We start from the raw sequence: 26,345 nt of genomic DNA, 5'->3' as shown, positions 1-26,345 counted from the left end.
TCAGCAGCCTCCCTTCATCATGTCCACAAATTCATCAAACAGGTAGTCGGTATCCTTGGGGCCGCCGCAGGCTTCCGGGTGGAACTGCACGGTGAAGCAGTCCATGTTGTTGTAGCGGATGCCCTCCACGGTGCCGTCGTTGGCGTTCACGTGGCTCACCTCGCCCAGGGATTTGTCCAGGCTGTCGCCCACCACAGCGTAGCCGTGGTTCTGGCTGGTGATATAGGTGCGGCCGTGGGCCAGGTCGGTGACCGGCTGGTTTACACCGCGGTGACCGTACTTCAGCTTTTCGGTTTTGGCGCCCTGGGCCAGCGCCATCAGCTGATGGCCCAGGCAGATGCCGAAGATGGGCAGGCCCATTTTTGCGATCTCTTTCAGGTTCTCGATGATCTCCACGTTTTCCGCCGGGTCGCCGGGGCCGTTGGAGAGCATGATGCCGTCCAGACCCATTTCCTTCAGCTGGCTGGCGGTGGTGGTGGCGGGCACAACGCTCACCTTGCAGTCCCGCTTGACCAGGCTGCGCTGGATGTTGTTCTTGCAGCCGAAGTCGAACAGGGCCACGTGGTACTTGCCGCCCTCGTTGAGCACGGTGGTCTCGGTGCGGGTCACGTTGGCCACGGCCTCGGTCACGTTGTACTCCCGGATGGCCTTCATCAGGGCCTCGTCCGCCAGGGCCTCCTCGGCGGTGGCGTACTCGGTGGTGAGCGCGCCGTTCATGACGCCGCTCTCACGCAGCAGGCGCACCAGGCTGCGGGTGTCGATGCCCGCCAGGCCGATGATGTTCTGCTCCTTCAGGTACTGATCCAGAGTCTTCTTGCAGCGGAAGTTGCTGGGCGCGTCGCACAGCTCGCGCACGATATAACCAAAGGCCCAGATGCGGCCGGACTCCGCGTCCTCGCCGTTGATGCCGTAGTTGCCCACCAGAGGATAGCTCTGGGTGATGATCTGACCATAGTAGCTGGGGTCGGTCAGGGTCTCTTCGTAGCCCACCATGCCGGTGTTGAACACCACTTCACCCACGCGGGTGCCGGTGGCGCCGAACTGCTGGCCCTCCAGCACGGTTCCGTTGGCCAAAACCAAAAATGTTTTCAAGGCTCTAATCCCTCGCTTTCAGCGTTGTTGCAAAATGGTCGCCCTTGCGTGACAAAGGCCGGCCCGGCCGGGCGAAAAATACCCGGTCGGGCTCAGAAAAGTGATCACAGGGTCTGCTTTGCCTGCTCCTTCATCTTGCGGCTGCCCAGGTGCACCAGAGGCAGCTTGCCCTCCTTGCAGATGGGGCACTCCTCGGGCAGGTAGTTGGGCAGGTCCAGCTTGGCGGCGCTGGCCAGGATGGGAATGGGAGAGGGAGCGTCAGCCTTGGTGCGGTCCACCACGCAGACGATGCCCAGGCACTCGCCGCCGGCCTCTTCGATCACGCGCTTGGTCTCCAGGCTGGAGATACCGGTGGTCACCACGTCCTCGGCGATGATGCACTTCTCGCCGGGCTTGATGGCGAAGCGCTTCAGAGTCATCACATTGTCCACACGCTCGGTAAAGATGGCGCGCTTGCCCAGCTGGCGACCCAGCTCGTAGGCGTACACGATGCCGCCCATGGCGGGTCCGACGATCACGTCAATGTCCATATCCTTCAGCTGCTCGGCCACGTTCGCCATCACCTTGGCGCACTGGTCGGGGTACTGCTGCAGGAAAGCCATCTGGCAGTAGGCGCTGGAATGGCGGCCGCTGCTCAGCAGGAAGTGGCCCTCCAGAAAGGCTTCGCACTCTTTCAAAATCTCGATGGTGTTGTTCATGGTAACCTCTCCTCTACTCTATCTGAAAACAATTGATAACTGATCTGTCTCTGGCAGCTTTTATACTATCAGTTTTAAATTATCTGCATTTTACACAAGCTGCCCGCCGCGTATCTGGATACGCAAGGGAACGATGAACGCAAAAGCCGCCGGTCAGAAATTGGATGGATTTTGCGCGAAGCAGCGCCCGCCGTGTATCTGGATACACAAGGGAACGATGAACGCAAAAGCCGCCAATTTTATACCCGGGCACAGCCGCGGATCTCGTCCAGGGTCTCTACCCCGTGGGCCTCCATCCAGGCGGCAATCTCGTCGGTGATGGTCTCGCAGGCGCGGGGATTCATGAAGTTCGCGGTGCCCACCTGCACAGCAGTGGCGCCCGCCATGATGAATTCCAGCGCGTCGGCACCGGTCAGGATGCCGCCCAGGCCGATCACCGGCACGTTCACCGCGCCGCAGACCTGGTAGACCATGCGCAGGGCGATGGGCTTGATGGCCGGGCCGGACAGGCCCGCAAAGATGTTGTTGAACACCGGACGGCGCTTTTCCAGATCAATGGCGCAGGCCTGGAAGGTGTTCACCAGGCTCAGCGCGTCCGCGCCCGCCTCCACACAGGCGGCGGCCATCTGGCAGATGTCCTCGGCCTGGGGGCTCAGCTTGACGATCAGGGGCTTTTTGCAGACCGCCCGTACCCGGCTGACCACCTCTTTGGCGCTGTCGGCCTTGATGCCGTAGGCGATGCCGCCCTGCTTCACGTTGGGGCAGCTGATGTTCAGCTCCACAAAATCCACGCTGGTGGGGTTGAGCAGCTCGGCGCCCTTCTCGTAGTCCTCGATGCAGCCGCCGCCCAGGTTGGCCCAGATGGTGGTGCCCAGGGTTTCCATCACCGGCAGCTCATGGTCGATGAAGTGCTGCACGCCGGGGTTCTGCAGGCCGATGGAGTTGATCAGTCCGCTGGGGGTCTCCAACAGGCGCTCGCCCTGGTTGCCCGGTTTGGGGATCAGGGTGATGCCCTTGCCGCTGATGCCGCCCAGCTTTTTCAGGTCCACCATACCGGCGTATTCCTCGCCGAAACCGAAGGTGCCGGACGCACCCACCACCGGGCCAGCCATTTCCTTGCCCAGCAGGTTTACCTTCAGGGATACGCTCATGCGCCGAACACCTCCTTGGAATCAAATACAGGGCCTTCCTTGCACACGCACTTGCCGCCGGTCTCGGTGTGGCAGGTGCAGCCCAGGCAGGCGCCGATGCCGCAGGCCATCTTGCGCTCCAGGCTCACGATGCAGCGGGTGCCCGCCTCATCGCAGAGCTTGGCCACTGCCCGCATCATGGGCTCGGGACCGCAGCAGAGTACCAGGTCGTACTCCTCGGGCTTGAGCAGCTGAGTCACGAAGCCATGGAAGCCGAAGCGGCCGCTGTCGGTGGCCAGCTGGACCTTGCCGCACACCTGGGTGAAGCGGTCCATACCGTAGGGCTCGTCCCGGAAGCCGCAGAAGTAATCGGCCTTGGTGCCCGCCTCGCACAGCTCCTTGGCCAGCTGGTACAGGGGGGCGGTACCGATGCCGCCGCCCACCAGGGCCACACGCTTGCCCGCGGCCTCGGCCACGTTGAAGCCGTTGCCCGCCGGGCCCACCAGGCTCAGGGTATCGCCGGGGACCAGAGCCGCCAGCTTTTCGGTGCCCTTGCCCCGCACCTCATACAGAAATTCCAGGGTGGCCAGCTCCGGGTCGTAGGAGTGCACGCTGATGGGGCGGCTCAGCACCGGGGCCACATCCGCGGGCCAGCAGCGCAGCATGAAGAATTGGCCAGCCTTCGGGGCCTTGTCCCGCCGGGGCCAGCTCACGGTCATCAGGCGGATGGTATCGGTCAGGCGCTGGTGCTCCAGAACCTTTACATCACAGGCGATCACAGGCATTCTTGATGGCCTCCTTCATGTTTACACACTCGTTGTAGGCAGCCTGGGCGAATTCCACGCCGGGCTGCTTCTTGTAAGCCAGCAGGATGCCGCGGCTGGAGTTCACCACGCCGCCGTTGCCTGCGCTCAGGTACTGGGCGATGTCCTCGGCGGTGCCGCCCTGGGCGCCGTAGCCGGGGATCAGGAAGAAGCTGTCCTTGTAGCGGGCGCGGATCTCGGCCGCCTCCTCAATGTGGGTGCCGCCGATCACCAGACCCAGGCTGGAGTAGCCGTGCTCGCCCATGCAGCTCTTGCCCATGGCGTTCAGCTTGTCGCCCACCATGTCGTATACGTGGCGGCCGTCGGCCAGCTTCTCGTACTCGAAGTCCTTGGCGCCGGGGTTGGAGGTGCGCACCAGTACAAACACGCCCTTGCCCTTCTCTTCCACGAACGGCATGTAGGGCTTGATGGAATCCAGGCCCATGTAGGGGGCCAGGGTGATGAAGTCGGCCTCGAAATCGCCCTCGAAGTGGGCCTTGGCGTACATCTCAGCGGTCTTGGCGATGTCGCCGCGCTTGATGTCGGCGATCACCGGCACGCCGGTGGCCTTCACGTAGTCCAGGGTCTTCTTGTAGGCGTTCAGGCCGTCCAGACCCAGGCTCTCGTAGTAAGCGATCTGCACCTTGAAGCAGCCTGCCACAGACTTGGTGGCGTCCACAATGGCCTGGTTGAAGCGCACGATGTTCTCACCGGCAGTGAGCTCGGCCTTGGCAAAGCCCTCCGGCAGATAGGAAAAATCGGTGTCCAGTCCCACGCACACCGGGCCGCGGGCGGCAACAGCTTCGTACAGTTTGTCCATGTTGGTCATTGTGAACCTCTCCTTTTCATCTTCATCTTTGGTCCGGCAAAAGCCGGTTTTTGTTTCATATTCAAGTGCGAGGATTCTCTTCCTCTATTATAAAGGATGGCGACAGTTTTCGCCAGACTCAGCGCTGGTAGGTTACGCGCCCGCCCCGGATGGTCAGATCCACCCGGCCGTAGAGCGTCACCCCATCGAAGGGGGTGTTGTGGCTCTTGGAGTGCATGGCGGCGGCGTCCACCACATAGGGAGTGTCCAGCTCCACCAGAGTCAGGTCGGCGTCCATGCCCACCTGGATGGCGCCCTTGCCTGCAAGACCCAGGATGGCGGCCGGGAAGCGGCTCATCAGCGCCTCCAGGTAGTACAGATCCAGGCCTTTTTCCCGGCACAGCTTGGTGTAGCACACACCGAAGGCGGTCTCCAGACCAATCATGCCCGCCGCGCCGTTGGCCTTATCCTCAGGGGAATGGGGGGCGTGGTCGGTGGCGATGGCGTCCACTACGCCGGTGCGGATGGCCTCCACCAGGGCCTCCACGTCCTCCGCCTGGCGGATGGGCGGATTCACCCGATAGTCGGTATCCGCGAACCACAGGTGATGGGGGGTCACCTCACAGGTGACCGGCACGCCCCGGCGCTTCGCGTCGCCGATGGCGGCCACGGCTTCCTTGGTGCTCACGTGGCACATGTGCAGCCGGGTGCCGTAGTACTCGCTCAGGTGCAGGTTGCGCACTGTCTCGATGTTTTCGGCCAGACGATAATCCCATTTGGAGATCTCCATGTCCTCGGCGTGGCTCATCAGCACCAGATCCCGCTGGGCACAGATGGCGAAGGCCTTGGCCATCACCTGATTGTTCTGCACGCCCTTGCCGTCCTCGGTGATGAAGCGCAGGTCCTCGGGCAGGCTCTTCAGATGGTCCAGGGTGTGGCCGTCGAAGTTCTCGGTGATGGAGATGGTCTGGTTGGCCCCGCAGATGCCCAGGCGCTCGGCCTCGTCCATCACGGCGTGGGCCTGCGCGGCGCTGGAGCACACCGGCTTGGTGTTGGGCATCAGGTTTACGAAGGTGTAGCCGCCCGCGGCTGCGGCCGCGCTGCCGGTGGCGATGTCCTCCTTGTATTCAAAGCCCGGGGTGCGCCAGTGGCAGTGCAGATCGATGAAACCGGGCAACAGAGTGCGGCCGGCCGCGTCGATCACCTCTTCCCCGTGGGCGGGCATATCCTGCATCAGGCCCGCGATCTTGCCGTTCCGGATCAGCACATCCACCTGGGTCCCGTCCGACAGTTTTGCGTTTTTGATGAGCATTAAAGCGCCTCCTCTCAGCGAAAAAAGCTTAAAAAAAATGACTCTTCCCAAAAAAGGAAAAGTCAAACAAAGACCCCTTGCGCCAGCAAGAAGAATACCGAAGCTAGAACAAATGCAGACTGCTTGCCGATCATCTTGCTCATGGTTTCGCCTCCTTGCTGCCGGGTCAATTTAAATCGTCTGATTCTACCACAGTTCGCCCTGCTTGTCAAGACAATTGTCATATTCTGCCGGGCAAAAAGGGCGGCTTCCCGAAAGAAGCCGCCCTTACCTTTATTTCGCCTGTTCCTTCGGCACGCCGATCTGGCGCAGCGCCTTGCGGAACTGGAAGCTGAACAGGATCACCGTGAAGGTCACAGCCAGCGCGTCTGCCACCGGCTCGGCCATGTAAACTGCCATGGTCTTGTCCGCCGGGAAGAGCCGGGGCATCAGGTAGATCAGCGGCACCAGCAGCACGAACTTGCGGGTCACCGCCACCGCGATGGAAGCCTTGGCATAACCCAGCGAGGTGAAGGTCATCTGGCAGGCGATCTGCGCGCCGAACACCAGCAGCACCGCGCAGTAGCAGCGGATGGCCGGGACCGCGAAGGTGATGAGCTGCTGATCCGAGGTGAACACCCCGGCAAAGGTCTGGGGGAACAGCATCAGAAACGCCCACAGCACCACCGAGTAGGTCAGACTGGTGCGCAACAGAAGGAAGTAGGCCTTCTTCACCCGGGCGGCGTTGCCTGCACCGTAGTTGAAGCTCACGATGGGCTGCGCGCCCTGGCCCAGGCCCTGCAGCGGCAGCAGCGCAAACTGCATCACACTGGTGAGGATGGTCATGGCGCCCACCGCCAGGTCACCGCCGTATTCCCGAAGCGAGGTGTTGAAGCACACCGAGATCACGCTCTCGCTGGCCTGCATGATGAAGGTGGCCAAACCCAGAGCCACACAGGGCAGGATCACCGCCGGACGCAGGACCATGTTCCGGGGCCGGATGCGCCAGATGGTGCGCTTGCCCAGCAGGAAACTCACCACCCACGCACAGCTTACCGCCTGGCTCAGCACAGTGGCCAGGGCCGCGCCCCGCACACCCATGGAGAAGCCAAAGATGAAGATGGGGTCCAGCACGATATTGCACACCGCGCCGATCAGCACCGACAGCATACCCGTTTTGGAAAAGCCCTGGGCGATGATGAAGGAGTTCATGCCCAACGTGAGCTGCACGAACACGGTGCCCAGCGCGTAGATGTCCATGTAGGCGATGGCATATCCGATGGTATTTTCGGTGGCGCCGAAGGCCATCAAGATCGGCCGGTTGAACACCAGCAGTACCCCGGTAAGCACCGCCGACACAATCAGCAGCAGGCAGAAGCAGTTGCCCAGCGCCTGCTCGGCGGACTTGTTGTCGCCCCGGCCCATGGCGATGGAAGCCCGGGGCGCGCCGCCCGCGCCCGCCAGCATGGCAAAGGCGGACACGATCATGATGACCGGCATGCAAACGCCCATACCGGTGAGGGCGTAGGCCCCCTCGCCGGGGATGTGGCCGATGTAGATGCGGTCCACCAGGTTGTACAGCATGTTGATCAGCTGAGCCACCACCGCCGGGGCGGCCATCTTCACCAGCAGCCGGCCCACCGGCTGGGTCCCCAGCTGGCTCTTGTCCTCATTCATTCCCGTTGCCTCCCTTTTCAGAAAGATTCTTCACGATCCGCCCATACAGAGCGGCAAAGCATTCGGCGTCCTGGGCAGAAAAATCCCGGAAGGCCTGCTCCCAAAAGGTCTGCTGAGCCTCCAGCAGCTGGGGCATCAGCTGCTCCGCTGCCTCGGTCAAGCTCAGGTGTACCCGCCGCCGGTCCTCAGCGTCCTGGCTGCGCGCCAGCAGGCCCTTACCCATCAGCACCTCCACCGCCTGAGACACATTGCTCTTGGGCAGCCCCCGCAGGGCCACGATGTCCCGGGCGGTATCCCGGCCGGGGTTATTATGGAGGAAAACCAGAATGTCGAATTCCATCTGGGAGATGCTCAGCTTGCGGCAGACCGCCCGGCGCTGGGTATCATAAAAGCGGGTAATCACCCGCAGGCCGTTCACAAGCTCCATGTGGTTGTTCACAGCCCCTCGCCCCTTTCTTCTTGTTCGTTAAGCAAATAGTTTGTTTTTATAACTATTTGCCATTATACTCCTTTTCCCCGGCAAGTCAACACCCCCGGGCAACGGGAACCTTCCGGTCCCCTGCCCGAGGGTGTGTTTCGCTTATTTATTGTTCCTGCTTGCGCAAGCGGCGGTAAAACAGCCATGCTCCCAGCGGGAACAGCGCCGCCGCTCCCACCGCGGCCCGCAGCGCGGTCTGCTGGGAAAAGCCCGCCGCCAGCAGAGCATCCGCCCCGACACCGGTGAGCCAGCCGCCCAGCGAAGCGCCCAGGTCGCCTCCTGCACTGAGCAGCGCGAACATGGACGCCCCGGCCAGCGGCATCTTACGGGATGCCACCACCAGCGTACCCGGCCACAGCCCCGCCACGAACAGACCGGTGGCAGCGCAGGCCACCACCGCTGCGGCGGGCAATGCGGCCGCCGCCAGATAACAGCCCGCCGCCAGCAGGGCGCTGGCCCCCAGCACCCGGGGCAGGTCCCACCGGTCGCCCCAGAGGCCCAGCAGGGTGCGGCCCAGACCCATCATCAGAGCAAAGCCGCACATGCCCGCCACATCGCCGATCAGCTTGGGGATGCCCAACCCCAGATCCAAAAAGGAGGAGATATACTGGGACATGGTGACTTCTGCCGCCGCTCCGAACACGATAGCCCCCAGCGCCAGCCAGAACACCCGCTGCCGGGCCAGCCCCCGGATGGGCAGCGTTTCCTCCGGCGGCTTGTGGTTCAGCGGCGCACGCAGGAACAGCACCAGATCCGCCGCGGGCAGCAGCATCCACCCCAGCACAACGGCCTGCCAGGGCACGCCCAGCGCCAGCGCGGCGGTGGTCACCAGCACCGTGCCCGCCTGCCCCCAGCAGTACATGGAATGGAGCAGCGCCATGGCCCGGGTCTTTTCCTCGCCGGGCAGCGCATCCACAATGGGGCTGAGCAGCAGCTCCAGCAATCCCCCTGCGCCGGAGAAGATCACCGTGCCCCCAAAAAAGCCCACCAATGGATGGGCCGGAAACAGCAGCGGCGCGGCCGCAAATACTCCCAGCCCCACCAGGCTCAGCACTCCCGCCCCCAGCACAAAGGGCCGGAATCCGTGGCGATCCACCGCCTTGCTGAAGGCCACATCCGCCCCCACCTGGGTCACGAAATTGGTGAGCACCAGAAAGCCCAGCGCTCCATAATTCAGCCCGTATTCCCGCAGCAGCACCGCGAACAGCACCGGGGTCAGGTTGATCAGCGCCGCCTGGGTTATGCTGCCCAGATAGCAGGCATACACCGTGGTTTTATAACTGTGCATTTCCTCGTCTCCTTTCCTGAGTTTCCCGCAGACCGCCGCCCGGGTACAAAAGATCCATGGCAAGGCGGGTCAGCCCGGCCAGATAGTCCTGCCGATATTCCCGGGAAATATGCACCCGGGGCACCGCCTGGGCGGGCAGATACCGCCCGCAGGCCTGCTCCAGCTGTCCGCCGCTTTGCAGGTATGGCGTTTCGTAGACCACCAGGTCCTCCGGGTTCAAAAACACGCAGGCGCTGGCCGCCAGCCGGGCAAAGTAGTCCACCGGGTCCACCCCGGTAAGCCCCCGCAGCGCTGCATGTTGCATGGTTTCCTCGCCCTGGCCGGGCAGATAGCCCACCTCGCCCACCAGGCCCGCAAACCCGCTCAGCGGTTTGCCGTGTACCAGCACACCGCAGCCGGGACCGTTGCCGGTAAGGTGCAGGCAGACCACGCTTTCCCGGTCCAGCCAGCCCCGCCGGGCCGCCATGCCATAGACTGCCGCCCGCATGTTGTTTTCCACTGCGGTGGGCAGGCCGCATACCTCTTCCAGCTCGGCCCGCAGCGCCCGCCCAGCCAGCTCGTCGTACCGGTCGATGTAAAGCACCCGGCCATCGGCCACGCCGCCGGGCACACCCACCGCCAGCGCAGCCAGCGCAGGATACGCCCGGCGCAGCCGCTCGGTCACCGCCAGGATGGTGGACACATAGCCGCCCTCTTCCGGTCCACAACTGCCGGAGCACACGGTTTCACCCAGTGCGTCCGCCACTGCCCAGCAGAGGGTGCCGTCCTCAAAAAAGAGGGTCAATGCATAGGCGCTGGCCTCGTTGAAGCGGTAGCGCATGGGCCGCCGCCCGCCGGCTCCCGTTTCCAGCCCGGCCTCCAGTACTACGCCCTGCTCCACCAGCTCGTCCACCAGCTTGCCCGCCGTGGGAAAGCTCAGCCCGCAGGCCTCCGCCAGCTCCTGCTTGGTCACCACCCGGCCCTGCCGCAGCACCTGGATCACCTGCCGCTCATTCGCACTTTTTACCGCCCGGGTAAACATGCGGCCTCTCTCCTCTCATTTTTAAAACAGTTTTAAAATATAGTTAAATAATATTCCGTTCTGCCCCTCTTGTCAAGAAAAACGAGTATTTGTACAGGAAAGCCCCGGCCGTTGGCCGGGGCTTTCCCCATTCGCTTTTCAATATTCCACAGTGGCCTGGTTGTGGTTCACCGCTGGTTCCTGCCGCATGCTCTCCACATAATCGGCATAAAAGGCGCCGGACTCCTGCCACACATCAAACATCGGGTCCTCCCGGTCGTAGCGGTCCGGCCTGCCCTGGAAGTAATCCAGATTTACCTGAGCAAAGAAATCCGCCATTTCTTCGCCGTTCTCCTCCTTCTGGAGCCAGCCGATCACCTTGCCCCGGTTCACCTGGCGGAAAAAGTCCGCCGAGTAGGCTGCAAAATCCAGCAGGTTTTCGTCGGTGCTTCCCTGCTCTTTGGCCCAGCCGGAAACATCCACCGGCACCGTCTGGTAGTCCATCCGGTGAGGCCGCACCATCAGCCGGGCATATTGGTTGGGAGATACCGCCAGCGATCCGGTGGCCGCTTCAAAAAAGCCGTTCTCGCTTTTGGCGGTGTGCTGCATGTGGATGTGCCCGCTCAAATTGCAGATCACATCATATTCCTCATACAGCGCCAGCAGCTCCTCCGCGCCGCCCATCACAAAGCCCGCGCTGATCTGCTCGCTGTGGGCCAGCAGGTTCTGGTGGCTCACGGCAATCACCCGGGCGCCCGCCTGCCGGGCCTCCTCCAGCTGGGCCTTCACCCAGTCCAGCGTCTCCGGTTCCAGCACGCCCTCGCTGCCCAGCGTGTTCACATCCACCATCAGCACCCGCAGTTCATCGCTCAGCGGGAACACATAGCTCAGGGATTCCTCGTCCCGGGCGCTGGCTCCGTCGTAGCCGAATTCCGCATACACCTCATCAAACTGGGCCGGCTTCAGGTTCTCCACCGGTTCGTAGGTTTTTCCGGTGAAGCGCACCGCGTACCCGCTGTTCAGGTCGTGGTTGCCCGGTATTACCAGCACCGGGATGCCCGCTTTGGTAATTTGGCGCAGCTTTTCCGCCAGGTCCAGATGACTCTGCTTTTCCCCATTCAGGGTCAGATCACCCGAGAGGATCAGCGCCGCAGGCTTTTCCCGGATGACCTGCTCCACAAAGGCGTCGGTCAGCTCGTCAATGTAGGCCAGTGCCTTGCCGTCGCCGTTCAGGATGGTCTTTTCAAAGCAGGCCCCGTGGTCGTTCAGTTCGGGCGAAAGATAGTGAAGGTCCGTCGCCAGCAAAATCTTGGTCGGGCGGCCCCGGAACCAGAGCGCTCCGCCCACCGCCAGCAGCACCAGCAAAAGCACCGCCCCGGCCAGCAGAGCGCCCCGCTTTCTCGCCTGTTTCATTTCCTGTTCCTCCTTTTGAAAGGTCACACCGCGACCTTCCGCTTTGCGCATAAAAAAGCAGGCCCTGCCAGAAAGGCAGGGCCTGCCGCAAATGCCGGTTTTGTTATACCAGATCCGCCACGTGGGTGCGCACCAGCGCGCGCTTGAGGCGGGCCTGGGCCAGCTCCAGCTCGCGGGCATCAACGCCCTTCTGACCCAGAACGGTCTCGGCCCTCTTGCGGGAATCCTCGGCCCGGGCCTTGTCGATGTCTTCGGCCCACTCAAAGGTGGTAGCCACCAGCCGCACCTGGCCGGAGCGCACCGTGAGCATGCCGCCGATGCAGGCGGCCCGGCGCACCGTGCCGTCCTCCAGAGTCACCCGGGCTTCGCCCATACCCAGCGCTGTAATGTAATCACAGTGGCGGGGCAGGATGCAAACATCCCCGGCGATGGTGCGGCAGAGCACCCGGGCGGCGGGCCCGTCGTAGAGCTGGCCGTCCGGCGTAACGATCTGCAGATGGAAGGTGTTCATACTCATTCACCCTGCTTTGCCTTGGCGACCACCTCGTCGATGGTGCCCGCAAACAAAAAGGCGGACTCGGGCAGGTCGTCGTGTTTGCCCTCCAGGATCTCCTTGAAGCCCCGGATGGTCTCCTTCAGCGGAACATACTTGCCCTCCATGCCGGTGAACTGCTCAGCAACGGTGAAGGGCTGGCTGAGGAAGCGCTGGATCTTGCGGGCCCGGTTTACGGTGACCTTATCCTCTTCGCTCAGCTCGTCCATACCCATGATGGCGATGATGTCCTGCAGTTCCTTATAGCGCTGCAGCACCTGCTGCACGCCGCGGGCCACCTCGTAGTGCTCAATGCCCACCACGTCCGGGGTGAGGATGCGGCTGCTGGAATCCAGCGGGTCCACCGCCGGGTAGATGCCCAGCGAGGAGATGGCACGGCTCAGAACGGTGGTGGCGTCCAGATGGGCGAAGGTGGTGGCGGGGGCCGGGTCGGTCAGGTCGTCGGCGGGCACGTAAACGGCCTGCACCGAGGTGATGGACCCGTTCTTGGTGGAGGTGATGCGCTCCTGCAGAGCGCCCATTTCGGTGGCCAGGGTGGGCTGGTAGCCCACGGCGCTGGGCATACGGCCCAGCAGAGCCGACACCTCACTGCCCGCCTGGGTGAAGCGGAAGATGTTGTCGATGAAGAGCAGCACGTCCTGGTGCTCCCGGTCACGGAAGTACTCGGCCATGGTCAGACCGCTCAGGCCAACGCGCATACGGGCTCCCGGGGGCTCGTTCATCTGGCCGTAGACCAGGGCGGTCTTGTTGATAACACCGCTCTCCTTCATCTCGTTGTACAGATCGTTGCCCTCACGGGTACGCTCGCCCACGCCGGTGAATACCGACAGGCCGCCGTGCTGCTTGGCAACGTTGTTGATCAGCTCCATGATGAGCACGGTCTTGCCCACGCCGGCGCCGCCGAACAGGCCGATCTTACCGCCCTTGGCGTAGGGGCAGATCAGGTCAACCACCTTGATGCCGGTCTCCAGGATCTCGGTGGTGTTCTGCTGCTCCTCGTAGCTGGGGGGATCGCGATGGATGGGCCAGCGCTCCTTGGCCGGAGGCGCGGGCTGATCGTCCACCGGCTCGCCCAGCAGGTTGAAAATACGGCCCAGGCATTCCTCGCCCACGGGCACAGTGATGGGGCCGCCGGTGTCCACGGCTTTGGTGCCGCGCACCAGACCGTCGGTGCTGCTCATGGCGATGCAGCGGGCCACATTGTCGCCGATCAGCTGGGCCACCTCGGCCACCAGCTTGTGCTCGCCTTCGCCCACCTCGATCGCGTTGAGCAGGTCCGGCAGCTCGCCGTCTGCAAATTTGATATCCAGCACCGGGCCGATGACCTGGGCCACGATGCCTTCGTGGTTATTCGGCATGGATCTATCTCCTTTACTGGCGGGAAAAGGCCGTCAGGCCTCGGCGCCCGCCACGATCTCTGTGATTTCCTGGGTAATGGCCGCCTGCCGGGCCCGGTTGTAATGCAGGCTCAGCGAGTCGATCATCTCACCCGCGTTCTTGGTGGCCGCGTCCATGGCGCTGCGCCGGGCGCCCAGCTCGCTGGCCACGGATTCGCACAGCGCTCCGTAGATCAGCCCCGCCAGGTATTCCGGCACGATGGCGTCGTACACTTCCTCGCTGGAGGGCTCGTAGATGGTCAGCCCCCGGGGACCCGCGCCCGGCTCGGGGCGGGAGACATTCAGCGGCAGCAGGCACAGGGTGGCCGGCTGCTGGCTCAGCATGGACACGAAATTGGTGTAGGCCAGGCGGATCTCGTCGTACTCTCCGGCCAGAAAGCCCTTGGCCAGCAGACGCGCCATGGAGAAGCAGTCGCTCACCGTCACGTCCGCCGCCACCGCGTATTCCTCGGTGACGCGCTGGATGCCCCGGCGCTGGTAATGCTCCAGCGCCTTTTTGCCCACCGGCAGCACGCAGATCTCCTTGCCCTCGGCCTCGGCAGCCACCGCCTTCAGAATGTTGGCGTTGTAGCCGCCCGCAAGGCCGCGGTCGCCCGCGATCACCACATAGCAGGTCTTTTTCACCGTCCGCTTGGCGATGTAGGGCGAGGAAAGCTCGGTATTGGAGGCCGCGATGTCGGAAAGGGCCGCGTGAAGCACCTCAAAATAGGGGCGGCTTTTTTCCACCCGCTCCTTGGCACGCCGCAGCTTGGAGGAGGCCACCAGCTCCATGGCCTTGGTGATCTGCATGGTGCTTTCCACGCTCTTGATGCGCAGCTTGATGTCCTTCATGGACGCACCTGCCATTGGGATCTCCTCCTTACTTGGTCTTTAAAAACTCCGTGGTATACTCTGCCAGAGCGGCCGCCAGCGCGGTCTCGGTCTCCTTTTCCAGCTTACCGCTGGTGCGGATGGTCTCCAGCACGTCGGCGGCATGGCCGTCCATGTAGGCGTAGAGACCACGCTCGTACTCCTTCACGTCCTCCACGGCTACCTCCTTGAGCAGGTCGTGGGTGACGGCGTACAGGATGCACACCTGATGCTCCATGGAAATGGGGCTGTTGCGGTCCTGCTTGAGCACCTCCACGATGCGCTCGCCCTGGGCCAGACGGGCCTTGGTGTCCGCGTCCAGATCGCTGCCGAACTGGGCGAAGCTCTGCAGCTCACGGTACTGGCTGTAGAGCAGCTTCAGGGAACCGGCCACCTTCTTCATGGCCTTGGTCTGGGCGTTGCCGCCCACGCGGCTCACCGAGATGCCCGGGTTCACCGCCGGCATGACGCCGGAGTGGAACAGCTCGGTCTCCAGGAAGATCTGGCCGTCGGTGATGGAGATCACGTTGGTGGGAATGTAGGCGGAAACGTCGCCCGCCTGGGTCTCGATGATGGGCAGAGCGGTCAGGCTGCCCCCGCCGTATTCCGGGGCGAGACGGGCCGCACGCTCCAACAGGCGGCTGTGCAGATAGAACACGTCGCCGGGGTAGGCCTCACGTCCGGGCGGGCGGCGGATCAGCAGGCTCAGCGCACGGTAAGCCACCGCGTGCTTGGACAGGTCGTCGTAGATTACCAGTACGTCCTTGCCCTGGGCCATGAAGTATTCGCCCATGGCGCAGCCGGAATAGGGCGCGATGTACTGCAGCGGCGACAGCTCGCTGGCCGTGGCGGACACCACGATGGTGTAGTCCATGGCGCCGTTCTCGGTGAGGGTATTCACCAGCTGGGCCACGGTGCTCTGCTTCTGGCCGATGGCCACATAGATGCAGATCACGTCCTTGCCCTTTTGGTTGATGATGGTATCGGTGGCGATGACCGTTTTACCGGTCTGCCGGTCGCCGATGATCAGCTCGCGCTGACCGCGGCCGATGGGGATCATGGAGTCGATGGCCTTAATGCCGGTCTGCAGGGGCACCGAAACGCTCTTGCGCTGGATGATGCCCGGTGCGGGAGACTCGATGGGCCGGTACTCCTTGGCGTCGATGGGACCCTTCCCGTCGATGGGATGGCCCAGGGCGTTCACCACGCGGCCGATCATGGCTTCGCCCACCGGCACGCTTACCACCTTGCCGGTGCGCTTGACCACGCTGCCCTCCTTGATGCCCACGTCGCTGCCCAGCATAACGATGGACACCGAGTTTTCCTCCAGGTTCTGGGCCATGCCGTATTCGCCGTTGGAGAACTGCACCAGCTCGCCGCTCATGCACTCCTCCAGGCCGGTGGCCCGGGCGATGCCGTCGCCCACCAGGATCACGGTGCCGGTCTCGCTTTGCTGAATGAAGTTTTCATAGTGCTTGATCTGGGCCTTTATAATCTTGGAAATTTCTTCCGGTTTCAATTGCATCGTTTCACCTTCTCACTTATACCGTGGCGGCCAGGCTGCGGCGCAGTGCGTCCAGACGGGCCTGCACCGTACCGTCGAACTCGGCGCCGCCCATCTCCAGGCGCACGCCGCCCAGGCAGGCCGGGTCCACCTTCACCGCAAGCTGCACCGTTTTGCCGGTGAGCTTGTTCAGCTTTTCGGTCAGAGCCGTCTTCTGGGCCTCGCTCAGCGGCACCGCCGCCACCGCCGTCGCCTCCAGAATGCCGTGGGCCTCGTTGTAGCGGGCCCGGTATTCCTTGCGGCAGTCACGCAGGGCACGGATCTGGCCCCGCTCGGTCAAAATCTTCAAAAAATTCAACAGGTACGGCTGGATGCGCCCGCGCAGCGCCTCGTCCAGCGCCTGACAGCGCTGGGCTTTGGGCACGCTGGGCAGCGCCAGCAGCTTTTCGTAGTCCGGCCAGGCGGCAAGCAGCTGCTCTACCTGCTCCAGCTCGTCCAGCATTTCGGCCTCCAGCCCTTCCTCGACGGCCAGCTCATACAGCGCGCCGCCGTATATGGTGCCGATCTTGGTCATGAGGCGTCTCCTACCTTCTCGATGAATTCATCGATCAGCTGCTGGTGATCCTTCTCCTGGATCTCCCGTTCCACCACCTTGCTGGCGATGGCCATGGCCATGCCGCCGATCTCGTCCTTCACCTCGTTCAGCGCCTTCTTGCGCTGCTGCTCGATCTCCTCGCCCGCCTTGCGCTTGAGCTCAGCAGCCTGGGCGCGGGCGGCGTTCAGGGTTTCCTCGCTGTTGCGGGCGGCGGTCTGGCTGGCCTGATTCAGCAGCCGGGCTGCCTCCTCCTTGGCGCCTGCCAGGCTCTTCTCATATTCCGCCTGCATCGCCTCGGCCTGTTCCTTGGCCTGCTTGGCGTCGGCAAGCATGGCGTCCGCCCTGCGCTGGCGCTCGTTCAAAATCTTCTGCACGGGCTTGAACAGGAAATGCTTGACCAGCAGGGTGAGGATCAGCAGGTTGCCCAGCATGAAGATCATATGCCAGGGCGTCAGCGTCACCAGGTCTTTAAACTGTTGCAATGGTCATTCCCCTTTCTGGCTGGCTTGCGGGCCAAAATCAGCCCAGCATACCAGTGAACATGCCGGGTGCCACGAAGATCAGCAGCAGGCCGGTCACGAAGCCGTAAATACCGGTGGTCTCGGCGATGGCACAGCCCAGCAGCATGGTGCTGGTCACGTCGCCCTTGCACTCGGGCTGGCGACCGATGGCGGAGCAGGCCTGACCAACCGCGTAGCCTTCACCGATACCGGGGCCGATACCGGCGATCAGGGCGAGACCCGCGCCGATGGCGCAGCCGGCCAATACAATAGCTTTGTCCAACATAATAATGTCCTCCTAAAAAATGTTCAAATGGAATCGCTTGTGGTTATTCTGCCCCGGCCGCTGCTTGCGGGCGGCGGAGCGCTTTGATCGCGGCGGTCGGCCGCAATGGAATCCGAAAAGATCAATCGTCGGTCTGTGCTGCGTTCGCAATATACAGCATGGTCAGCATACAGAAGATGAATGCCTGCATCAGACTGCTGAACAGATCAAAATACACCGACAGAATGGCCGGAATGCCCAGCTGGAACAGCGGGATCAGGCTGAGGATCTCGCCCAGCGCGCCGGGCAGCAGCCCGAACACCGCCTGGCTCAAAACCGCCAGAGCCGCGTAGACCAGCGTGCTGATGACGCCGCCGGACATGATATTGCCGAAGTGACGGAAGGCCATCGAGATGGGGGTTGCCAGCTCGCTGATGATGTTGAAGGGCGTAAACACCGGGATGGGTGTGGTGAAGCCCTTCAGATAGCCGCCCACGCCGTTGGTTCGAATCTTGGTGTAGGTGATCATCACGAACACCAGCAGCGCCCAGGACAGCTCGGTGGACAGATCGCTGGTGGCGGGATAAAGCCCCACCAGGCTGGACAGGCTGCACAGCGCGGAATAGCTGAACAGCGCACCGATGAACGGGGCAAAGTAGGCGTATTTTTCGCCCATGTTGCCGTTCACGAAGTTCTGGCAGGTGGTCACCAGCAGCTCGGCCACTGCCTGCTTTTTGCTGATGTTCTCCACCGTGAGCCCACGGCCCAGCCACCAGCACAGGATGCCGATCAGCGCCAGGATGATCCAGGCGTCCACCAGGCTTGCCGTGATCTGCAGCTTGCCCAAAAGCGGTGCCGACCAGCTGGATTCCCAGTAGATCTGCGGGCCGTTGATCGAAACGTTCATTCCTTTGCGTTCCCCCCTTCATTTACGGGCAGCGTGCCGCCCTTTTCCTTGTGATACATTCCGGTGGCCTGCATCACCCCGATGGTGAGCCGGGGCATCAGCAGGGGCACAAGCGCCGCCACCCAGTTGAAAAACGGCACGGCCAGCGCCACGATCAGCCACACCACCATCAGCAGCATGCGCATGTTGTAGGAAAACTGCATCCACTTGCGGGCCCGGTCCTCCGGCTGGCCGTCGGCCATCTTCTGCACCGTCAGGCCAAGCAGGAAGAAATTCCCCACGGCCAGCGCGCCGCCCAGAATGCCGCTCACCGCCACACCGGCGCTGAAATACCCCAGAACGGCGAATACCACCAGCATGACTGCAACGCCCACCGCGGTGCCCAGGGCGATATGCCCGGTCTCTTTTTTTACAGCAGGTGCTATCTTCATAGAACGCCCTCCCTCTATTGTTATACATGCCGGTTGAAGGCCGGCGGAGCCTTTTTGCGGGCAGCCTTGCGCTGCATATAGCGGTAGAACCCCCACACGCTGGCCCCTGAACCGCCGAAGCCAAGCAACAGCGCGGGCAGCATCACCCATGCGGGCAGGCCCGCCCGGGCCGAAAGCCACCAGGCGGCGCCGGCACACAAAAGCGGCGGCGCAGTGACCGAAATGCCCAATTGAGTCAGCCAGGCAACATCCTGCATGACTTTCATCCAGCTTTTCACCGCGCCGCTCCTTTCGCCGTGCTTATATTACAAATCCGGCAAACAATCGTATACCTAGTATATCAAAAACCCAGCGCCAGAACAATAATTTTTCGTTTTATTTTATGAAATCTTTCATCCTGACTGCATGATTTTTCATGCATATTTTGCAGGGTTTGTTCTTTTTCCCGCTCTGTGATATAATATATACTGCCCGTGCTATGCGGCCGGGTTTTACCTGAGAAAGGCGGTATTTGCATGCTTCTTTCCATCATTGTGCCCTGCTACAATGAGCAGGAATCCCTTCCGCTGTTCTATAAGGAGATCACCCGGGTCGCCGCGGAGATGAAGCAGAGCCACGGCGCGGAGTTCGAGTTCATTTTTGTGGACGACGGCTCCAAGGACAATACCCTTGCCATCGCCCGGGAGCTTCACCGGCAGGATGAACGGGTGCGCTACATCAGCTTTTCCCGCAATTTCGGCAAGGAAGCTGGCATTCTGGCCGGCCTGCAGGCCGCCAAGGGCGATTATGTGGCCATGATGGACGCGGATCTCCAGGACCCGCCCGCCCTTCTGCCCCAGATGCTGGATGCACTCCTGCATGAGGATTACGACTGTGCCGCCACCCGCCGCACCACCCGCCAGGGCGAGCCGCCCATCCGCAGCTTTTTCGCCCGGATGTTCTACAAGCTCATCAACAAAATGAGCGACGCGGACATCGTGGACGGCGCGCGGGACTACCGGCTGATGCGCCGGAGAATGGTGGACGCCATTCTGTCCATGCCGGAATACAACCGGTTCTCCAAGGGAATTTTCGGCTGGGTCGGCTTCAAAACCAAATGGCTGGAGTACGTGAATGTGGAACGGGTGGCCGGCGAGACCAAGTGGAACTTCTGGAAGCTGTTCCTCTATTCGCTGGAAGGCATCATCGGCTTTTCCACCGCCCCGCTGGCCATTGCCAGCCTGATGGGCCTGTTCTTCTGCCTGCTGGCCTTCGTGATGATCGTGGTGATCATCGTGCGCACCCTTCTGTTCGGCGACCCCACCAGCGGGTGGCCCAGCATGGTATGCATCATCTTTTTGTGCAGCGGCGTGCAGCTGTTCTGCATGGGTGTTCTGGGTCAGTATCTGGCAAAGACCTATCTGGAAACCAAGCACCGCCCGGTCTACATCACCCGAGAGACCGAAGAGGATCTGGACGGCTGACCGATCACTTCACCGCAGCCGCCGGGCCTGATCTTTTTTGCATTTTCTCTCTGATACGCTTGCGTGTCAGCTCATAAAAAATCGAACGGCAGGTGTTCAGCCTGTCTGAATGAAAAGGGAAACGGGTAATCAATCCCGTGCGGGACCGCCGCCGTGGTGGACCAGCGTCCCGGCCATCTGCCACTGTTCCGAAAGGAATGGGAAGGCCGGCCGGGTACGCGCTTAACGTCCACAAGCCGGAAGACCTGCCTGCCGTTCGCATCCGCTCAGGGAAATCTTTTCTCTGACGCGGGATCCCCGCTTCGTGGACGGACCAAACACGCGGCAGGGCGGCAGTCCGGCCGAGGGCATTTCGCCTCACGGGGGCTTTTCTGCCGTACCTGTATTGCTGCTGCGCCGCTCCGCTTTGCCGGGGCGGCGTATTTTTGTTCTTTGCGGCAATCCGGCCGCATGGAAATAGCTCCCTCATTCCAATCTTTTCAGGAGGAACATTTATGAAACGCATTCTTTCCGCCCTTGTAGCTGTGGCCCTGGCCTTTGGCATGGCCGCCTGCGGCGCACCGGCCGCCAGCACTTCCACCCCGGCTTCTTCCGCCGCATCCTCTGCCGCTTCGGCAAGCGCCTCCAGCGAGGCCGCCACCGAGGCAAAGCCCACCCAGGACCGCAGCGGCGCCGCCATCACCCTGCCGGATAATGTTGAGACCGTGATCTCCATGGCCCCCTCCATCACCCAGACTCTGATGGATCTGGGCTGCACCGACCAGATCATCGCGCTGGACACCAACAGCGCCGCCATGGAAGGCGCGCCCCAGGGCCTGCCCGCCTTTGACATGATGACCCCGGATGCTGAGCAGATGGCCACCCTGGCTCCGGATGTGATCTTTGTGTCCTCCATCAGCTCCTCCGGCGGCGAGAACCCCTTCCAGCCCCTGCAGGAGCTGGGCACCACCGTGGTGTGCATCCCCACCAGCGCCTCCATTGAGGATATCTATGAGGACGTGACCTTCCTGGGTCAGGTCATGGGCAAGACCGAGCGCGCCGCCGAGATCAACGAAAATCTGAAGGCCGAGATCGACCGCATCACCGCTCTGGGCGCTTCCATCCCCGAGGATCAGCGCAAGACCGTTTATTTCGAGATCGCCGCCGCCCCCTCCGCCTACAGCACCGGCTCCGGCACCTACATGGACGAGATGATCAACCTGATCGGCGCCAATAACATGATGGCCGACAAGGCTGAGGGCTGGACCAGCGTGGACAGCGAGGTGGTTGTCAGCGGCAACCCGGATGTGATCCTCACCAACGTGGACTACCTGGAGGACCCCGTGGGCGAGATCAAGAGCCGTGAGGGCTGGGAGGCCGTGACCGCCGTGAAGAACGGCGACGTTTACCAGATCGACAACATGGCCTCTTCCCTGCCCAACGAGAACATCGTGAGCGCTCTGGAAGAGATGGGCAAGGCTGTCTATCCTGAGGTGTTCGGCAAATGAGCCGGTTTTCCCGCCCGGCGCGGTTCGGCCTGCTGTGCCTGGCCGCGCTGGCTGCGGTGCTCCTGGGCATCGGTGTGGGCAGCGTGCCCATCTCCCCCGGTGAGATTTTTCAAGTGCTCGCCAACAAGCTGTGGGGTGCGGCACTGCCCGAACAGATGAACCCGGTGATTCCGGGGCTGGTGTGGAGCATCCGCCTGCCCCGGGTGCTGCTGTCCTTCTTCGTGGGAGCTTCCCTGGCGGTGAGCGGCGCTGTGATGCAGTCGCTGCTGCAAAACCCGCTGGCCTCCTCCTACGGCCTTGGCGTCTCTTCCGGCGCGGGTCTGGGCGCTGCGGTGCTCATCGTCACCGGCGTGGCGGACAGCGCTGCCGGCACCTTCCTGCTGCCGGCGGTCTGCCTGTGCTGTGGTCTGGCTACCATGGGCGGCGCGCTGTCCATCTCCACCCGGCTGGACCGCAACCTCTCCAACAACACCATTATCCTCATCGGCATGGTGCTGTCGCTTTTCCTGAACGCCATCATGACCACCCTTTCCTCCGCCAACCCAGACTACACCCAGCGCATCACTCTGTGGCAGCTGGGCAGTCTTTCCATGAAGACCTGGCAGCAGCTGGGGCCGGTGGCGCTGGCAGCGCTGGTCTGCATCCTGGCCTTCTGCCGCCTGGCCCCGGAGCTGGACCTGCTCAGCTTCGGCGAAGAGCAGGCTTCTGCCATAGGCATGGAGCGCAAGCGGATCAAGTGGCTGCTGGTGCTGCTGGTGGCTCTGCTCACCGGTACCGCAGTGGCCTTTGTGGGTGTGATCGGCTTTGTGGACCTGGTAGCGCCCCACATCGTGCGGCGAATCTTCGGTCCCTCGCACCGGATGCTGATTCCGGCCTGCGCCGTGTTCGGCGGAGGCTTTCTGTCCCTGTGTGATCTGGCCGCCCGGACCCTGGCTTCTCCCTCCGAGATCCCCATCGGTTCTATCACGGCCCTGATCGGCGCCCCCTTCTTCCTCTATATCTTCTTTTCCAGCCGAAAGGAGGCCCGCTGATGCTGCACGCGGAACATATCACCTGCGGCTACGGGGACAAGCCCGTGGTGCAAGACCTCTCCTTCTCGGCCCAGAGCGGACAGATTCTCTGCATCCTGGGTGCCAACGGCTGCGGCAAAACCACGCTGCTGCGCGCAGTGTCCGGCCTGCTGCCCAGCACCGGCAGCATCACCGCAGCAGGGCTTGATCTGCGCACCGCGCCCCGCCGTCAGGTGGCACAGACGGTTGCCTTTCTCAGCCAGTTATCCAATCTGTATTTTTCCTATACTGTATATCAAACAGTAGAGATGGGCCGGTATGCTCACCGCTCTCCCGGCCTGTTTGGCGGGGCCGCGCCCGGCGACGGTGAAATGGTGCGTTCCTGCCTGGAACAGACCGGTCTTTGGGAGCTGCGGGATCAGCCCATCACCGCTTTGTCCGGCGGTCAGCTGCAGCGGGTTTTTCTGGCCCGGGTGTTCGCCCAGGACCCCAAGATCATCCTGCTGGATGAGCCCACCAACCATCTGGACCTGAAATATCAGATCGAACTGATGGAGCAGCTTCGCCGCTGGGTGGCTCCGGGCGACCGCTGTGTGGTGGGCGTGCTGCACGATGTGAATCTGGCGTTGAACTATGCCGACCAGCTGCTGCTCATGCAGGAGGGCCGGGCCCTGTGCCAGACCAGCGCCCAGGCGCTGGACCCCGCTCTGCTGGATCAGATCTACGGTCTGGATGTGCGCGGCTACATGCGCAGCGCCTTAAAACGATGGGAGTGAATTTTAAATGGAACTGTATCACAGCCCCTGGGAGGCCTATCCCTTCTTGAGCGACGCTCCGGATGACCTTCGCTGTGACTTCGAGCTGCTCACCGATGAGATCGCCAGCCGCACCGGTCTGCTCCGCTCTCAGCTGGAGGACGAAGCGCTGCGGGCGGAATTGCTTCAGGTATGCGAGCTGGTATACCATGCCAATCCCACACTGCGTACCCGCTTCACCGTGACGCCGGATGAGATTCAGTGGCTGGCGTCCGCAGTCGAGCGGCTGCGCAGCCAAAGCGAAGGGCGCTGTGCCCGGTTCGTGCTGCCCCAGGGCTGCACTGCTGCCTGCACCGCGCACATCCTTCGCGTCCAGTGCAAGGCCCTGGTGCGTCTTCTCTACCGCCACGCCCATCAGGGCCACCCGATGGAGCCCGCTCTGTTGGATCTGACCAATCTTCTTTCCGGCTATTTCTTCCTTCTGGCCCTGGTTCTCAATGCCCGGGCCGGGCAGGAGGAAGCGGAGTTTGTCAGCCGGAATTATTAAACCATCCTCATCCCATTTCATACAGGAAAAGCCGAAGAGCGCAAAACAAACGCGCCCTTCGGCTTTTCCTTTTAGTTTAATTTTCCGTGTTTAAACAGCCAGTATGCAATGCCGATGGCCATTGCGCCGGACAGCAAAATCAGGAAGGATACGCTGCCGATCAGCCCGGGCGCCGCCACAAACAGGATGCACATGAACACCAGCGGAATGATGGCGATGTTCATATTCCGGTAGAAATACTTGAAGGCCAGAGCCCCGAACAGCGCCGGGATCACGTTGTTGAACGCCGGCTGCAGGGCCGGAGCCTCCAGCACCGGGGTGAGGGGCACCAGACACAGCACGCCGATGGCCAGCACCAGGGTGGTCACCAGGCTGCTCGCCGCCACCGACAAAGTGGAGATCACATCGTTTTCCGGCGTGCCCACCTCGGTGCCGCAGATTTCCCGGGCGTTCACCGCACAGGGAACCTTCAGATTCAGCACGTTGCCTGTGATGAAGGTCAGATAGCTGGCGCCGGAGCCCAGCAGCGGCGAATAGACCAGAAACTCCACCACGCCGCTGGTCCAGTAGATAATGGCCACCTGGAAAAAGCCCATACCGAAAGCTGCCCAGTCCGGGGCTGCCCCCAGAACCCAGCCCATGGCCAGAGGGACCGCCAGCATCAGCAGAATGCCCAGGCTCAGACCCACCCGGCCGATCACATGGATTCCATTTTCATAGCGCTCATAAAAGGCGCTGCGTTCCATTTCATTCATACGTTGCGCCTCCCTTACATCACGCCGCCCAGCAGCACTGCCGCGGCCATACCCACCAGCATGCTGCCGGCCATGGAGAAGTTATCCAGCCAGCTGACCTTCTTTACCCGTGCAAAATACTCAAATACCGCCATGGCGGCCGCGCTCACCACCGCTACGATCAGGGGCATAAAGTTGTTCAGACGCACGCCCTCGCCCAGATAAGAGCCGATATAGGCGCTTACCAGGCCCACGAACATGGCGGTGAACATATAGTCGCCGAAGCTCTTCTGGCCCTTTTCCTTCTTGGCTGTGGCCTTTTTGAGCCGCTTCATATAGCGCTTCAGGCAGAAGATGCAGAGCAGGCAGCCGGAAAGGATGCCCGCAGTCATCACAAGGCCGATGGTCACAAACACCGAGGGGGTGAGCTCCTGGCTGCCCAGGCCTCCGCTCATGCCTGCGGCGCGGGCGGCGATGTCCGCCACGTTTCCTTCATAATGCAGTGCACCCACCACCGAAAGCCGCATCCAGGGCAGTGGGATACCCAAACTGCCGCTCAATGCAATGACTCCCAGCAGGATCGAAATGCTGGGCAGCAGCGTGAAGGTGACACTGGAGGTGATGGCCCGGCGCATCTTGACCCGGTCCATTCCCAAAGCTACTCCCGCACGGTAGCTTTTCACCATAAACACAACGCTGAGCCCCAGAATGAACAGGATCATAACGCCCACGATCGCAAACATGGGCAGGCTGTTCAGCTGCTCCAACAATGACATATTGCTTCCTCCTATCACACGATTGTGTACTGCTTTATCATAGCATATTTTTAAACAGTACGCACCTGAAACTTATGATGGCAAGCCGCTCTTTCCGGCTGTTCTTTTCCACAGGATCGCGCTTTTCTTGTGGAAAATCCGCTCCGAACGCTCAAACTACAGTTCCTTGCTTTTCAACAAAAAGCTCCCAGCACCGTGGAAAAGCAAGGTGGCCCTTTTAAGCAGAAAAGCCCGGTCAACGACCAGGCTTTTCTAAATCATATATTGCTCTATTGTTTGACTAATAAGAATAAGAAAAAGCCCAGCTACTTGGTTGAGTTTTCGAATGGAATGCAGTCCACTCTGCCGGGGTGCACGTCAACCTTTTCGGAAGCGGGGCCCCCGCAAAAATTTGCCTTGCAAAGTTTTGTGGGGAGAAGGAGGAATGACGAAATGGTATGAAAAAAGCCCAGCCGAATGGCTGGGCTTTTTGAATGGAATGTAGTCCATTCCGACGTGGTGACCCGTGGGAGAATCGAACTCCCGTTTGCGGCGTGAGAGGCCGCCGTCTTGACCGCTTGACCAACGGGCCATCTATATAAAAAAGCCGAATCCCAAAAGCAGGAATGCTCATCAGCATTCGGCTTTATTCGCATTTGCAAGCCGGCGTCTACCTATCTTTCCAGGCCGTCTCCAGCCAAGTATTTTCGGCACAACAGAGCTTAACTTCTGTGTTCGGAATGGGAACAGGTGGGACCTCTGCGTCATCGACACCGGCCGATGCGAATGAAAAGGATAAAGAGAAGAGAAAAGCCGGCGCCTACCTATTTTCCCAGGTCGTCTCCAACCAAGTATCTTCGGCACAACAGAGCTTAACTTCTGTGTTCGGAATGGGAACAGGTGGGACCTCTGCGT

Annotated in this window: 29 protein-coding genes, 1 tRNA gene, 2 rRNA genes and 1 riboswitch; of the genes, 5 read left to right on the top strand and 27 right to left on the bottom strand. The window is 61.8% G+C overall.

Going from position 1 to position 26,345, the window contains the following annotated elements; translation table 11 throughout:
- From B5G03_RS11665 to B5G03_RS17090, 22 genes are all read right to left on the bottom strand, one after another.
- Entirely contained in the window at positions 1–1,092 is a 1,092-nt protein-coding gene (locus B5G03_RS11665) for a carbamoyl phosphate synthase small subunit (RefSeq protein ID WP_087181876.1), read from the bottom strand.
- Positions 1,093–1,196: 104 nt separating this feature from the next.
- Complete coding sequence (gene pyrE / locus B5G03_RS11660; RefSeq protein WP_087181875.1) at positions 1,197–1,790, bottom strand: orotate phosphoribosyltransferase; 594 nt, start codon at positions 1,788–1,790, stop codon at positions 1,197–1,199.
- Between the two features lie 239 nt (positions 1,791–2,029).
- On the bottom strand, positions 2,030–2,941 hold the full coding sequence (locus tag B5G03_RS11655) for a dihydroorotate dehydrogenase (protein WP_087181874.1): 912 nt from the start codon (positions 2,939–2,941) through the stop codon (positions 2,030–2,032).
- Positions 2,938–3,705, bottom strand: coding sequence for a dihydroorotate dehydrogenase electron transfer subunit (locus B5G03_RS11650; protein ID WP_087181873.1), 768 nt, complete (start codon positions 3,703–3,705; stop codon positions 2,938–2,940). Before B5G03_RS11650 ends, B5G03_RS11655 begins: the two co-directional genes overlap by 4 nt.
- Positions 3,686–4,552 carry an orotidine-5'-phosphate decarboxylase gene (pyrF, locus tag B5G03_RS11645; protein WP_087181872.1) on the bottom strand — a complete coding sequence of 289 codons (867 nt, stop codon included), beginning with the start codon at positions 4,550–4,552 and terminating at the stop codon, positions 3,686–3,688. The genes B5G03_RS11650 and pyrF overlap by 20 nt, the downstream gene beginning before the upstream one ends.
- Before the next feature lie 118 nt (positions 4,553–4,670).
- Positions 4,671–5,843, bottom strand: a complete 1,173-nt coding sequence (locus B5G03_RS11640) for a dihydroorotase (protein ID WP_087181871.1) — start codon at positions 5,841–5,843, stop codon at positions 4,671–4,673.
- 273 nt (positions 5,844–6,116) lie between these two features.
- Positions 6,117–7,499: an MATE family efflux transporter gene (locus B5G03_RS11635; protein ID WP_087181870.1), complete on the bottom strand. Its 1,383-nt coding sequence runs from the start codon at positions 7,497–7,499 to the stop codon at positions 6,117–6,119.
- A complete protein-coding gene (locus tag B5G03_RS11630; RefSeq protein ID WP_087181869.1) occupies positions 7,492–7,938 on the bottom strand; it encodes a MarR family winged helix-turn-helix transcriptional regulator in 447 nt (148 codons plus the stop codon). Before B5G03_RS11630 ends, B5G03_RS11635 begins: the two co-directional genes overlap by 8 nt.
- Before the next feature lie 145 nt (positions 7,939–8,083).
- Complete coding sequence (locus tag B5G03_RS11625) at positions 8,084–9,265, bottom strand: MFS transporter (protein WP_087181868.1); 1,182 nt, start codon at positions 9,263–9,265, stop codon at positions 8,084–8,086.
- On the bottom strand, positions 9,252–10,286 hold the full coding sequence (locus B5G03_RS11620) for an ROK family protein (RefSeq protein WP_087181867.1): 1,035 nt from the start codon (positions 10,284–10,286) through the stop codon (positions 9,252–9,254). The genes B5G03_RS11625 and B5G03_RS11620 overlap by 14 nt, the downstream gene beginning before the upstream one ends.
- Before the next feature lie 138 nt (positions 10,287–10,424).
- Positions 10,425–11,678 (bottom strand): metallophosphoesterase, encoded by a 1,254-nt coding sequence (locus tag B5G03_RS11615; protein WP_162613400.1) that lies wholly within the window; start codon positions 11,676–11,678, stop codon positions 10,425–10,427.
- Positions 11,679–11,781: 103 nt separating this feature from the next.
- Positions 11,782–12,189 (bottom strand): ATP synthase F1 subunit epsilon, encoded by a 408-nt coding sequence (atpC, locus tag B5G03_RS11610; protein ID WP_087181865.1) that lies wholly within the window; start codon positions 12,187–12,189, stop codon positions 11,782–11,784.
- 2 nt (positions 12,190–12,191) lie between these two features.
- Positions 12,192–13,589: a F0F1 ATP synthase subunit beta gene (gene atpD, locus B5G03_RS11605; RefSeq protein WP_087181864.1), complete on the bottom strand. Its 1,398-nt coding sequence runs from the start codon at positions 13,587–13,589 to the stop codon at positions 12,192–12,194.
- Between the two features lie 33 nt (positions 13,590–13,622).
- Complete coding sequence (gene atpG / locus B5G03_RS11600; protein ID WP_087181863.1) at positions 13,623–14,474, bottom strand: ATP synthase F1 subunit gamma; 852 nt, start codon at positions 14,472–14,474, stop codon at positions 13,623–13,625.
- Between the two features lie 13 nt (positions 14,475–14,487).
- Positions 14,488–16,002, bottom strand: a complete 1,515-nt coding sequence (gene atpA / locus B5G03_RS11595) for a F0F1 ATP synthase subunit alpha (RefSeq protein WP_087181862.1) — start codon at positions 16,000–16,002, stop codon at positions 14,488–14,490.
- A gap of 16 nt (positions 16,003–16,018) precedes the next feature.
- On the bottom strand, positions 16,019–16,555 hold the full coding sequence (gene atpH, locus B5G03_RS11590) for an ATP synthase F1 subunit delta (protein ID WP_087181861.1): 537 nt from the start codon (positions 16,553–16,555) through the stop codon (positions 16,019–16,021).
- Complete coding sequence (gene atpF, locus B5G03_RS11585; RefSeq protein WP_206406390.1) at positions 16,552–17,058, bottom strand: F0F1 ATP synthase subunit B; 507 nt, start codon at positions 17,056–17,058, stop codon at positions 16,552–16,554. The genes atpH and atpF overlap by 4 nt, the downstream gene beginning before the upstream one ends.
- 37 nt (positions 17,059–17,095) lie before the next feature.
- Positions 17,096–17,362, bottom strand: coding sequence for an ATP synthase F0 subunit C (gene atpE / locus B5G03_RS11580; protein ID WP_058963458.1), 267 nt, complete (start codon positions 17,360–17,362; stop codon positions 17,096–17,098).
- 121 nt (positions 17,363–17,483) lie between these two features.
- Positions 17,484–18,248 carry a F0F1 ATP synthase subunit A gene (locus B5G03_RS11575; protein WP_087181860.1) on the bottom strand — a complete coding sequence of 255 codons (765 nt, stop codon included), beginning with the start codon at positions 18,246–18,248 and terminating at the stop codon, positions 17,484–17,486.
- Entirely contained in the window at positions 18,245–18,679 is a 435-nt protein-coding gene (locus tag B5G03_RS11570; RefSeq protein ID WP_162613399.1) for an ATP synthase subunit I, read from the bottom strand. Before B5G03_RS11570 ends, B5G03_RS11575 begins: the two co-directional genes overlap by 4 nt.
- Positions 18,680–18,699: 20 nt before the next feature.
- A complete protein-coding gene (locus B5G03_RS17095) occupies positions 18,700–18,957 on the bottom strand; it encodes an AtpZ/AtpI family protein (protein WP_140401686.1) in 258 nt (85 codons plus the stop codon).
- A gap of 62 nt (positions 18,958–19,019) precedes the next feature.
- The gene (locus tag B5G03_RS17090) at positions 19,020–19,211 is read right to left on the bottom strand and encodes a hypothetical protein (protein WP_140401685.1); all 192 of its coding nucleotides are present in this window, start codon (positions 19,209–19,211) and stop codon (positions 19,020–19,022) included.
- Here B5G03_RS17090 and B5G03_RS11565 point away from each other — a divergent pair.
- From B5G03_RS11565 to B5G03_RS11545, 5 genes are all read left to right on the top strand, one after another.
- Positions 19,195–20,142: a glycosyltransferase family 2 protein gene (locus tag B5G03_RS11565; protein ID WP_087181858.1), complete on the top strand. Its 948-nt coding sequence runs from the start codon at positions 19,195–19,197 to the stop codon at positions 20,140–20,142. The genes B5G03_RS17090 and B5G03_RS11565 overlap by 17 nt on opposite strands.
- Before the next feature lie 73 nt (positions 20,143–20,215).
- Positions 20,216–20,409: riboswitch (cobalamin riboswitch) on the top strand.
- A gap of 227 nt (positions 20,410–20,636) precedes the next feature.
- Positions 20,637–21,629: an ABC transporter substrate-binding protein gene (locus B5G03_RS11560; protein WP_087181857.1), complete on the top strand. Its 993-nt coding sequence runs from the start codon at positions 20,637–20,639 to the stop codon at positions 21,627–21,629.
- Entirely contained in the window at positions 21,626–22,660 is a 1,035-nt protein-coding gene (locus B5G03_RS11555; protein WP_087181856.1) for a FecCD family ABC transporter permease, read from the top strand. Before B5G03_RS11560 ends, B5G03_RS11555 begins: the two co-directional genes overlap by 4 nt.
- Complete coding sequence (locus B5G03_RS11550) at positions 22,660–23,415, top strand: ABC transporter ATP-binding protein (RefSeq protein WP_087181855.1); 756 nt, start codon at positions 22,660–22,662, stop codon at positions 23,413–23,415. Before B5G03_RS11555 ends, B5G03_RS11550 begins: the two co-directional genes overlap by 1 nt.
- 7 nt (positions 23,416–23,422) lie before the next feature.
- Positions 23,423–23,941: an ATP:cob(I)alamin adenosyltransferase gene (locus tag B5G03_RS11545; RefSeq protein ID WP_087181854.1), complete on the top strand. Its 519-nt coding sequence runs from the start codon at positions 23,423–23,425 to the stop codon at positions 23,939–23,941.
- Positions 23,942–24,012: 71 nt separating this feature from the next.
- On the opposite strand, the gene B5G03_RS11540 is transcribed toward B5G03_RS11545, so the two are convergent.
- The 5 genes from B5G03_RS11540 to rrf (B5G03_RS11515) all read right to left on the bottom strand — a co-directional run.
- Complete coding sequence (locus B5G03_RS11540; protein ID WP_087181853.1) at positions 24,013–24,696, bottom strand: hypothetical protein; 684 nt, start codon at positions 24,694–24,696, stop codon at positions 24,013–24,015.
- A 14-nt stretch (positions 24,697–24,710) separates the two neighbouring features.
- Positions 24,711–25,451 carry a DUF5058 family protein gene (locus tag B5G03_RS11535; RefSeq protein ID WP_087181852.1) on the bottom strand — a complete coding sequence of 247 codons (741 nt, stop codon included), beginning with the start codon at positions 25,449–25,451 and terminating at the stop codon, positions 24,711–24,713.
- A gap of 496 nt (positions 25,452–25,947) precedes the next feature.
- Positions 25,948–26,022: transfer RNA gene (locus B5G03_RS11525), tRNA-Glu, on the bottom strand.
- A 69-nt stretch (positions 26,023–26,091) separates the two neighbouring features.
- Positions 26,092–26,208 (bottom strand): 5S ribosomal RNA (rrf, locus tag B5G03_RS11520).
- 33 nt (positions 26,209–26,241) lie between these two features.
- Positions 26,242–26,345 (bottom strand): 5S ribosomal RNA (gene rrf / locus B5G03_RS11515); the annotation flags it as partial.

It is taken from the genome of Gemmiger sp. An50 (genome assembly GCF_002161595.1).
Taxonomy (GTDB): Bacteria; Bacillota; Clostridia; order Oscillospirales; family Ruminococcaceae; genus Allofournierella.
Note: the sequence above shows the minus strand (reverse complement) of the source record. Positions and strands in the feature narration are given on the sequence as shown.